Annotated in this window: 12 protein-coding genes and 1 tRNA gene; 6 read left to right on the top strand and 7 right to left on the bottom strand. The window is 67.3% G+C overall.

The window, feature by feature from the left end:
* Positions 1-31: 31 nt before the first annotated feature.
* Together STRTUCAR8_RS02795 and STRTUCAR8_RS02790 are read right to left on the bottom strand one after the other, a co-directional pair.
* Complete coding sequence (locus tag STRTUCAR8_RS02795; protein ID WP_405826354.1) at positions 32-334, bottom strand: GroES family chaperonin; 303 nt, start codon at positions 332-334, stop codon at positions 32-34.
* 75 nt (positions 335-409) lie between these two features.
* Positions 410-739 carry a DUF3618 domain-containing protein gene (locus STRTUCAR8_RS02790; protein WP_006373879.1) on the bottom strand — a complete coding sequence of 110 codons (330 nt, stop codon included), beginning with the start codon at positions 737-739 and terminating at the stop codon, positions 410-412.
* A 152-nt stretch (positions 740-891) separates the two neighbouring features.
* Between STRTUCAR8_RS02790 and bcp the strand changes: the two genes are divergently transcribed.
* The 4 genes from bcp (at position 892) to STRTUCAR8_RS02770 (ending at position 3,062) form a co-directional block, all read left to right on the top strand.
* Positions 892-1,359, top strand: coding sequence for a thioredoxin-dependent thiol peroxidase (gene bcp, locus STRTUCAR8_RS02785; RefSeq protein ID WP_006373880.1), 468 nt, complete (start codon positions 892-894; stop codon positions 1,357-1,359).
* 139 nt (positions 1,360-1,498) lie between these two features.
* Positions 1,499-2,125 carry an HNH endonuclease signature motif containing protein gene (locus STRTUCAR8_RS02780; RefSeq protein WP_006373874.1) on the top strand — a complete coding sequence of 209 codons (627 nt, stop codon included), beginning with the start codon at positions 1,499-1,501 and terminating at the stop codon, positions 2,123-2,125.
* Positions 2,122-2,979, top strand: coding sequence for an HNH endonuclease signature motif containing protein (locus STRTUCAR8_RS02775; protein ID WP_006373871.1), 858 nt, complete (start codon positions 2,122-2,124; stop codon positions 2,977-2,979). Before STRTUCAR8_RS02780 ends, STRTUCAR8_RS02775 begins: the two co-directional genes overlap by 4 nt.
* A gap of 8 nt (positions 2,980-2,987) precedes the next feature.
* Positions 2,988-3,062: transfer RNA gene (locus STRTUCAR8_RS02770), tRNA-Leu, on the top strand.
* 56 nt (positions 3,063-3,118) lie between these two features.
* Here the strand turns inward: STRTUCAR8_RS02770 and rdgB are convergent.
* The 4 genes from rdgB to STRTUCAR8_RS02750 form a co-directional block, all read right to left on the bottom strand.
* Positions 3,119-3,721, bottom strand: a complete 603-nt coding sequence (gene rdgB / locus STRTUCAR8_RS02765; protein WP_044471529.1) for an RdgB/HAM1 family non-canonical purine NTP pyrophosphatase — start codon at positions 3,719-3,721, stop codon at positions 3,119-3,121.
* A 51-nt stretch (positions 3,722-3,772) separates the two neighbouring features.
* Positions 3,773-4,177, bottom strand: a complete 405-nt coding sequence (locus STRTUCAR8_RS02760; RefSeq protein ID WP_044471528.1) for a hypothetical protein — start codon at positions 4,175-4,177, stop codon at positions 3,773-3,775.
* A 212-nt stretch (positions 4,178-4,389) separates the two neighbouring features.
* Positions 4,390-5,127 (bottom strand): ribonuclease PH, encoded by a 738-nt coding sequence (rph, locus tag STRTUCAR8_RS02755; protein ID WP_006373878.1) that lies wholly within the window; start codon positions 5,125-5,127, stop codon positions 4,390-4,392.
* Between the two features lie 104 nt (positions 5,128-5,231).
* Complete coding sequence (locus tag STRTUCAR8_RS02750) at positions 5,232-5,465, bottom strand: PTS sugar transporter subunit IIB (protein ID WP_006373882.1); 234 nt, start codon at positions 5,463-5,465, stop codon at positions 5,232-5,234.
* Between the two features lie 320 nt (positions 5,466-5,785).
* Here STRTUCAR8_RS02750 and STRTUCAR8_RS02745 point away from each other — a divergent pair, with 320 nt between their 5' ends.
* Positions 5,786-7,090, top strand: a complete 1,305-nt coding sequence (locus STRTUCAR8_RS02745; protein ID WP_044471527.1) for a PTS transporter subunit EIIC — start codon at positions 5,786-5,788, stop codon at positions 7,088-7,090.
* 80 nt (positions 7,091-7,170) lie between these two features.
* Here STRTUCAR8_RS02745 and STRTUCAR8_RS02740 read toward each other — a convergent pair whose 3' ends face one another.
* Complete coding sequence (locus STRTUCAR8_RS02740) at positions 7,171-7,923, bottom strand: MBL fold metallo-hydrolase (RefSeq protein ID WP_006373877.1); 753 nt, start codon at positions 7,921-7,923, stop codon at positions 7,171-7,173.
* A 205-nt stretch (positions 7,924-8,128) separates the two neighbouring features.
* Here STRTUCAR8_RS02740 and STRTUCAR8_RS02735 point away from each other — a divergent pair, with 205 nt between their 5' ends.
* Positions 8,129-8,596 carry a type II toxin-antitoxin system PemK/MazF family toxin gene (locus STRTUCAR8_RS02735; protein WP_044471526.1) on the top strand — a complete coding sequence of 156 codons (468 nt, stop codon included), beginning with the start codon at positions 8,129-8,131 and terminating at the stop codon, positions 8,594-8,596.
* The last annotated feature ends 5 nt before the right edge of the window (positions 8,597-8,601 follow it).

Genomic DNA, 8,601 nt, shown 5'->3' with positions numbered 1-8,601 from the left:
TACTGCTGCTCCGCAGCTACAGCTCGCTGACTTACAAGTACAAGCCCGTCGAGTCCTCGGACCCCTCGAACCGGTCCGCCGCGACGGCATGCAGATCACGCTCACGCATCAGCACGTACGCCACCCCGCGCACCTCGACCTCGGCGAGATCCTCCGGGTCGTACAGCACACGGTCGCCCGGCTCCACCGTCCGTACGTTCTGCCCGACCGCGACGACCTCCGCCCAGGCCAGCCTGCGCCCGACGGCCGCGGTGGCGGGAATCAGGATCCCGCCACCGGAACGCCGCTCACCCTCGCTGGCGTCCTGCCGCACGAGCACACGGTCGTGCAGCATCCGGATGGGCAGCTTGTCGTGATGGATGCTCTTCTCACTGCTTTTGGCGCTCACGCTCCGAACCTACCTGTCCCGTCAGCCCCTGCGCCGCCGGGTCCCGAGAGTGAGCAGCCCGACGAGCCCCACGACGACGAGGGCGACGGGCACGATCCGCTCCAGCCTCGGAGCACCCTCCTCGTCGACGAACTGTCCCTTGACGTCGCCGACGACACGGTTGACGCCGACGTAGGCGCGCCCGAGGGTGTGATCGATGTTCGAGACGACCTTGGCCTTGGCATCGCCGACGATCGTCTTCGGGTGCACCCGCACCCCGATCTCGTCGAGCGTCTCGGCCAACGTCTCGCGCCGGCGCCTGATGTCCGCCTCGATCTGCGTCGGGGTTCTGCTGTCCGAGGTGTCCGCCACCGTACGCCCTCCGAAGTCCGCTGGATGCTTTGCTCCGGACAGTCTGTCAGTTCCGCCTCCGGCCGCACTGTCAGCACCCCCGGTTAGGCTCGGACCGGTGCCCTTTCGCGGGCGCGCGAGGACTCACGAGGACGTACGAGGAGACCAGACGGATGAGCGAGCGACTCCAGCCCGGTGATGTGGCCCCCGCCTTCACCCTGCCCGACGCCGACGGCAACGAGGTGTCGCTGGCCGACCACAAGGGCCGCAAGGTCATCGTCTACTTCTACCCGGCCGCCCTGACCCCCGGCTGCACGAAGCAGGCCTGCGACTTCACGGACAACCTCGAACTGCTGGCCGGCGCGGGGTACGACGTGATCGGCATCTCCCCCGACAAGCCGGAGAAGCTCGCGAAGTTCCGCGAGAAGGAGAGCCTGAAGGTCACCCTCCTCGGCGACACGGACAAGACGGTCCTGGAGGCGTACGCCGCCTTCGGCGAGAAGACGAACTACGGCAAGACGTACATGGGCGTCATCCGCTCCACGATCGTGGTGGACGAGGAGGGCAAGGTGGAACGGGCCCTGTACAACGTCCGGGCTACGGGCCACGTGGCGAAGATCATCAAGGACCTGGCTATCTGAGGGTCCACTTTCTGTCTGAGCGAGCGCCCGCACCGGGGTGACCCGGCGCGGGCCGCTTCACGTTTCGGGCGTGACTGTCCGATGAGCTGTTCGTTACTCCGTACGGGCTGCGAACGTGCGGCCGGGACGGAGGGGGAACATGACTGTTCGGTACACCCGCGAGTTGCTGCAAGAGGCGGCTCGCCGAGCGCGGCACATCGACGACGCGCTCCGCTGGTGCGGAGGCAACCCCACGCCTGGCAGCAGGCGCTATCTGCGCCAGAAGATGGCGGAAGCGGAAATCGACATCTCACATTTCGCGACGAACCAGGTCCGGCACACCGAGGAGAAACTACGCGCTGCCGTGGCGGAGTCGACCAGCATCAAGGACGTCGTACGAAGCCTCGGAATCAGTCAGGTCGGCGGCAATCAGACCCACATCAGTCGCCGTATCGCCAAGTTCGGAATCGACACGAGCCACTTCGGCCCGGTACGGCGACAGCGTCCCAAGGGTTCGCTCGGGAACCCTCTGAGCCTCCGCTGCGCCGAGGACGGGAGAGTGCCGGGCCAACGCCTGCGCCGCGCGCTGCTCCACAGCGGAGTTGAGGAGCGCTGCACGATGTGCGGCACAGGCCCGGAACGGAACGGTCGTCCGCTCAAACTTGAGGTGGACCACATCAACGGAGACTGGTGGGACAACCGCCCGAACAACCTTCAGCTGCTCTGCCCCAACTGCCATGCGGTGACGGATACTTACCGGGGTCGCAAGCGGAGGAACCAGGGATGAGTTCTCCGAAGTACACGGGCGACCTGCTTGCCCGTACCGCAGTTGCCTCCACAAGCCTGGCCGATCTGATGCGCAGACTGAACGCTCCGATGGGCAGCGGACCACGCACCTACCTGCTGAAGCGGCTTAAGCACTACGCGATCGACATATCCCACTTCGCAGACGAGCCGATGCCCGAACGCGAGCGCCGAAGCTACTCGAAGGAGCTTCTGCAGGAAGCGGCCTACCATGCGTACAGCGTCCGGGAGATGCTGGAATACATGGGGTTTGATCCGCGTGACAGTCCGTACGGTCACGTTCGAAAGAAACTCGACCAGTTCGGGATCGACACCTCCCACTTCACCAGTGGGCGCAGATACGGACCAGGGATCCTGCCTCGCAGCCAACTCGTACCTGCCGTCGCCGCCTCACGGAGCATGGCGGGTGTGCTCAAGCTGCTCGGCATCGTCGACAATGGAGCGGCACGGGCGCGGCTCAAGCAGAGTGTGAAAACCCACAACGTGCCGATCGACCATTTCTCCGGCCAGGGTCACGGCCGCGGTGTTCCGGGCAAGAACCGCAAGACCGCAGCCCAAATCCTGGTGCGGTTGGAGTCTGGTTCTTCCCGCACGAGGACGACGCAGCTGAGACGGGCACTCGACGACCTGGACGTTCCGCACGCCTGTGACACCTGCGGCACTGGGGACATCTGGCAGGGCAAACGCCTCGTCCTTGAGATCGACCACATCAACGGAGACTGGTTGGACAACCGCAAGGAAAATCTGCGGTACCTGTGCCCGTCGTGCCATAGCCAGACGAAGACCTTCGCGAATCGATCTCGCCTTACGACCTCACCGCAGCGCACAGTAGAGTAAGCGCGGACGGGTCCGTACCCCAGCTGGCCAGAGGGCGCCGGTTTAGGTCCGGTGTGTCGTGGGTTCAAATCCCACCGGGCCCACAGGGAAAAAGGCTCCGATACCTTCAGATCGAAGGTATCGGAGCCACTCTCGAAAATCAGCCCAACAACTCCCGAACCACCGGCACCAACCCCCGGAACGCCTGCCCCCTATGGCTGATCGCGTTCTTCTCCGCTGACGTCAGCTCGGCGCAAGTCCGTGTCTCGCCCTCCGGCTGGAGGATCGGGTCGTAGCCGAAGCCGCCCGTGCCCACCGGTGCGTGGCGCAGTACGCCCCTCAACTGGCCCTCGACCACCCTCTCCGTGCCGTCCGGAAGTGCCAGGGCCGCCGCGCAGGCGAAGTGGGCGCCCCGGTGTTCGTCCGCGATGTCGGAGAGCTGGGCGAGCAGCAGGTCCAGGTTGGCCTGGTCGTCGCCGTGGCGGCCGGACCAGCGGGCCGAGAAGATGCCGGGGGCGCCGTTCAGGACGTTGACGCACAGGCCCGAGTCGTCGGCCACCGCCGGGAGGCCGGTCGCCTGGGCCAGGGCATGGGCCTTGAGGAGGGCGTTCTCCGCGAAGGTGACGCCTGTTTCCTTGACGTCGGGGATGTCGGGGTAGGCCTCCGCGCCGACCAGGTCCATGGGGAGGGCCGCGTCGGCGAGGATCTGCCGCAGCTCGGTGATCTTTCCGGCGTTACGGGTGGCGAGGATCAGGCGTGTCATGGCGTCCAGTATCGCGGGCTCAGCCACTACCACCCCCGCCGTTCACGACGGTTACGACGTGCAGACCTTCGTCAGTTCGCCCGCCGCGTCCGTGACGCCGCTGATGTCCGGGGTCTGGTCGCCGTTCTTGACGGCCGTACGGACGTTGTCCACAGCCTGGTTGAGGCCGTCGACCGCCTTGTTGACGTCGGCGTTGTCGGTCTTGTCGCCGAGGTCGCTGAGGTTCTTGTCGATCGAGGTGAGGGCCTCCTCGAGCTGCGTCGGGTCGTTCGCGGCGCTGTTGACGGCCTGCTGGAGGTTGGAGACGCTGGTGGCGACGGCGTCGGCGGTCTGGACGCAGTCCAGGGCCTTGTTGACGGCGTCGCAGCCGGTGGTGAGCCCGGCGGTCAGCGCGACGGCGGCCACGGTGGCGGCGACGGCGATGGTGCGGCGGCCGGGTCGGCGGCTCACGGCCATGGTGATGGTTCCCCTCGTTCGGTGATCGGTGGTGATCGGTCGGGGCGCGGCGGTGGGAGTGGGACGGCGGTGTCCCGCGCGTTCGTTCGCTCGTGCGTTCGGCCCCTGACAGTTGGCCGGGCGTACAGCGGTGTGCCGTACGCCCGTACCGATGAAGACGCGATGCCTGGCGGTGCGGTTGCCCGCGTCCGGCACCTTACTTGGTGAGCCCTTTACCTTTCCAGGGCGGTGTCCAGTGCCTTGCGCTGGAGGGCCGCCAGGTCCGCGCAGCCGGCCACCGCGAGGTCGAGGATGGAGTTCAGCTCGTCGCGGGCGAACGGTTCGGCTTCGGCGGTGCCCTGGACCTCTACGAAGCGGCCGTCTCCGGTGCAGACGACGTTCATGTCGGTCTCCGCGCGGACGTCTTCCTCGTAGCAGAGGTCCAGCAACGGCACTCCGCCGACGATGCCGACCGAGACCGCGCTCACCGTGCCGGTGAGGGGCTGGCGGCTTGCGCGGATCAGCTTCTTGCCCTGGGCCCAGGTGATGGCGTCGGCGAGGGCGACGTACGCGCCGGTGATGGCCGCCGTGCGGGTGCCGCCGTCGGCCTGGAGGACGTCGCAGTCGAGGACGATCGTGTTCTCGCCGAGCGCCTTGTAGTCGATGACCGCGCGGAGGGAGCGGCCGATGAGGCGGCTGATCTCGTGCGTACGGCCGCCGATCTTGCCGCGGACCGACTCGCGGTCGCCGCGGGTGTTGGTGGCGCGCGGAAGCATCGAGTATTCGGCGGTGACCCAGCCCTCGCCGCTGCCCTTGCGCCAACGCGGGACGCCCTCGGTGACGGAGGCGGTGCAGAAGACCTTCGTGTCGCCGAAGGAGACGAGGACGGAGCCCTCGGCGTGCTTGCTCCACCCGCGTTCGATGGTGACGGGGCGGAGTTGTTCGGGCGTGCGGCCGTCGATACGTGACATGGCGACGAGCCTAGCCGTAACGGGGGAAGGGGCCCTTCCCGTGGTGGGGAAGGGCCCTTCGGGGGTGAACAACCGTGCCGGATACGGGAGTTCGAGCTCGGGATCTACATCATGTCTTCGATGTCGGCCGCGATGGGGTCGGCGTCCGTGCCGATGACGACCTGGATGGCGGTGCCCATCTTGACGACGCCGTGGGCGCCGGCGGCCTTGAGGGCGGCGTCGTCGACCAGTGCGGGGTCGATGACCTCGCAGCGGAGGCGGGTGATGCAGCCTTCGACTTCTTCGATGTTGTCGAGGCCGCCGAGTCCGGCGACGATCTTCTCTGCCTTGGTGGACATGTCCTACTCCCTGCTCCGAACCACTTTGTCGCAGTAACCCACAGTTGGCCGATCTTCGCGAGCGGTCATGGCGTACCTCCCGTGCCTCCCGACGGATGGGTTTCCCGACACGGTACGACCGTCCTCGCCGACTGGTCTACACCAGTCGGACGGGAGTCTCCAAACCCGGTCTCCAACATCATCCCGATCGGGCCGCGCTTGCAGGGCTCGAAGATCATCGATTTCCGGTGCAAATCGTGGGTTCCTTATGCGGCCTTCACCGTGCTACAACATGGTCTACACCACTGAGTGGTGTAGACCATGTACTCGTTGGAGGAAGTATGAGCACCGCCACCGCGACGGCGGTCCCCTCGAAAAAGAGGGGATCCGGCCTGTTCCAGGGCCTGCAGAAGGTCGGCCGCAGCCTGCAGCTCCCGATCGCCGTACTTCCGGCGGCGGGTCTCCTGCTCCGGCTCGGCCAGGCCGACTCGCAGGAAAGGTTCCACATCCCGGCCGATGTGGCGAAGGTCTTCGCCGGAGCGGGCGGCGCCCTGCTGGACGGCTCCTTCGGTCTGCCCCTGCTGTTCTGTATAGGCGTGGCCATCGGCTTCGCGAAGAAGTCCGACGGCTCGACGGCGCTGGCCGCCGTGGTCGGGTTCCTCACCTACTACGCGGTGATCCACCAGTACCCGATCAAGGACGGCCACGACGGCGCCACCTACACCGGGACCGGACTCGGCGGCGGCTTCTGGCAGAAGGGCACCGAGGCCGCGCAGGCCGCGACCTTCGAGAACCCCGGCGTGCTCGGTGGCATCATCCTCGGCCTCCTGACGGCGGTGCTCTGGCAGCGCTATCACCGCAAGCAGCTCGTCGACTGGCTCGGCTTCTTCAACGGCCGCCGGCTCGTGCCGATCATCACGGCCGCCCTCGGTACCGTGCTCGGTGTCCTGGTCGTCGTGGGCTGGCAGCCGATCGGTGATGTCATCACCAACTTCGGTGAGTGGATGACCGGTCTGGGTTCCTTCGGCGCCGCGCTCTTCGGTCTCATCAACCGCGCGCTGATCCCGATCGGCATGCACCAGTTCGTGAACTCGGTGGCCTGGTTCCAGATCGGCGACTTCACCAACTCCGCCGGCACGGTCTTCCACGGCGACCTGCCGCGCTTCTTCGGCGGCGACCCGTCCGCCGGTATGTTCATGACCGGCTTCTTCCCGATCATGATGTTCGGCCTGCCGGCCGCCGCCCTCGCGATCGCGCACTCCGCCCGGCCCGAGCGCCGCAAGGCCGTGCTGGGCATGATGATGTCGATGGCGCTGACCTCGTTCGTCACGGGCGTCACCGAGCCGATCGAGTTCACCTTCATGTTCATCGCCCCGGTGCTGTACGCCATCCACGCGGTCCTCACCGCTATCTCGATGGCCGTGACCTGGGCCCTGGGCATGCACATGGGCTTCAGCTTCTCGGCCGGCTTCATCGACGTCTTCATCAACTGGGGCATCTCCACCAAGCCCTGGCTGCTGATCCCGATCGGCCTCGTCTTCGGCGCCGTCTACTACTTCGTCTTCCGGTTCGCCATCACCAAGTTCAACCTCCCCACCCCCGGCCGCGAGCCCGAGGAGGAGGTCGAGGACCTCACCAAGGCGTGAGAGCCCGGGCGTACGGCCGTACCGCATGACAAGGGCCCCGGAACCGCACGGTTCCGGGGCCTTCGTGTGCCTGCGCGGCGTCAGATCTCGTACGTCACCCGGGGCGTCGCCAGTTCCACCGGGCCCCGGAACACCTCGCGGGCGTGGGCCAGGTTGACCTGCGGGTCGGTCCACGGGGGGATGTGGGTCAGGACGAGCTTGTGCGCGCCCGCGCGATTCGCCGTCTGGCCCGCCTCGCGGCCGTTGAGGTGCAGGTCCGGGATGTTCTCCTTGCCGTGCGTGAACGCGGCCTCGCAGAGGAACAGGTCGGTGTTCCGGGCGAGTTGCTCCAGCGTGTCGCTGACGCCGGTGTCCCCGGAGTACGTCAGGGACTTCCCGCCATGCTCGATACGGATGCCGTACGCCTCCACCGGGTGCCGCACCCGCTCGGTGTGGACGGTGAAGGGGCCGATGTCGAACGTGCTCGGCTTGACCGTGTGGAAGTCGAAGACCTCGCTCATGGAGGAGGCGGTGGGGGTGTCCGCGTAGGCGGTGGTGAGGCGGTGCTCGGTGCCCTCGGGGCCGTAGACCGGGATCGGATCGCAGCGCCCGCCCTCGTGGCGGTAGTACCGTGCGACGAAGTACGCGCACATGTCGATGCAGTGATCGGCGTGCAGATGGCTGAGAAAGATCGCGTCGAGGTCGTAGAGACCGCAGTGGCGCTGCAACTCGCCAAGGGCACCGTTGCCCATGTCGAGAAGCAGCCGGAAGCCGTCGGCCTCTACGAGGTAGCTCGAACAGGCCGATTCCGCGGACGGGAACGACCCTGAGCAGCCGACGACGGTGAGCTTCATAAAGCAGAAACCTCCGCTGGCGGGGAGCGTCAAAACAAACGTGACGGGGTTCTTGCGGTGCTGTCGAGCGTAAGGCGCAAAACCCCCCGTCGCTCCTCCGTCAAGGGCTGTTGTGGGCGAACTCACCTGTGCTGTCACCGGTTCGGCTGGACGTGAAGCACCGGTAGGGCGGCGTCGTGCGGAGTGCGCCGGTACCGTCTTCCGTATGGACACGTCATGGTGGCTCGCCCTGGCGGCCGTCGTGCTGCTCGCGCTGGTCGCGGCGCTGGTGGACGGCTGGGGGCGCGGGCATCGGTCCCCGAGGCGCGGGGGCAGGCCGCCGGGGCAGCCCGGGGAGCCGAAAGGGCAGCGGGGGCGGTCTGCGCGGCCCCGGCCCGCGGAGATCTGGTGGGCGAACGTGCCCTTCGAGGACGGTCCGGGGGGCAAGGACCGGCCATGTCTGGTGCTCGCGGTGCGCGGGCGGCGCGCGACGGTCGCGAAGATCACCAGCAAGTACCACGACGAGCGGCCCGGGGTGATCCCGCTGCCGCCGGGTGCGGTGGGTGACGCCCAGGGCCGGCCGAGTTTCCTGGAGACGGGCGAACTGCGTGACCTGCCGGTCAACGAGTTCCGGCGGCGGGTGGGGGTGGTGGACCCGGCCCTGTGGGACCAGGTCCGACACCTCGCGTCCTAGGTCCT

The sequence above is a fragment of the Streptomyces turgidiscabies Car8 genome (genome assembly GCF_000331005.1).
GTDB classification, from domain to species: Bacteria; Actinomycetota; Actinomycetes; order Streptomycetales; family Streptomycetaceae; genus Streptomyces; species Streptomyces turgidiscabies.
Note: the sequence above shows the minus strand (reverse complement) of the source record. Positions and strands in the feature narration are given on the sequence as shown.

Excerpts from the sequence above, each read along its gene's own strand:
- STRTUCAR8_RS02775 (WP_006373871.1), top strand. The coding sequence starts at position 2,122 with ATGAGTTCTCCGAAGTACACGGGCGACCTGCTTGCCCGTACCGCAGTT.
- rph (WP_006373878.1), bottom strand. The coding sequence starts at position 5,127 with ATGTCACGTATCGACGGCCGCACGCCCGAACAACTCCGCCCCGTCACC.
- STRTUCAR8_RS02780 (WP_006373874.1), top strand. The coding sequence starts at position 1,499 with ATGACTGTTCGGTACACCCGCGAGTTGCTGCAAGAGGCGGCTCGCCGA.
- STRTUCAR8_RS02750 (WP_006373882.1), bottom strand. The coding sequence starts at position 5,465 with ATGTCCACCAAGGCAGAGAAGATCGTCGCCGGACTCGGCGGCCTCGAC.
- STRTUCAR8_RS02760 (WP_044471528.1), bottom strand. The coding sequence starts at position 4,177 with ATGGCCGTGAGCCGCCGACCCGGCCGCCGCACCATCGCCGTCGCCGCC.
- STRTUCAR8_RS02745 (WP_044471527.1), top strand. The coding sequence starts at position 5,786 with ATGAGCACCGCCACCGCGACGGCGGTCCCCTCGAAAAAGAGGGGATCC.
- STRTUCAR8_RS02740 (WP_006373877.1), bottom strand. The coding sequence starts at position 7,923 with ATGAAGCTCACCGTCGTCGGCTGCTCAGGGTCGTTCCCGTCCGCGGAA.
- STRTUCAR8_RS02795 (WP_405826354.1), bottom strand. The coding sequence starts at position 334 with ATGCTGCACGACCGTGTGCTCGTGCGGCAGGACGCCAGCGAGGGTGAG.
- STRTUCAR8_RS02735 (WP_044471526.1), top strand. The coding sequence starts at position 8,129 with ATGGACACGTCATGGTGGCTCGCCCTGGCGGCCGTCGTGCTGCTCGCG.
- rdgB (WP_044471529.1), bottom strand. The coding sequence starts at position 3,721 with ATGACACGCCTGATCCTCGCCACCCGTAACGCCGGAAAGATCACCGAG.
- bcp (WP_006373880.1), top strand. The coding sequence starts at position 892 with ATGAGCGAGCGACTCCAGCCCGGTGATGTGGCCCCCGCCTTCACCCTG.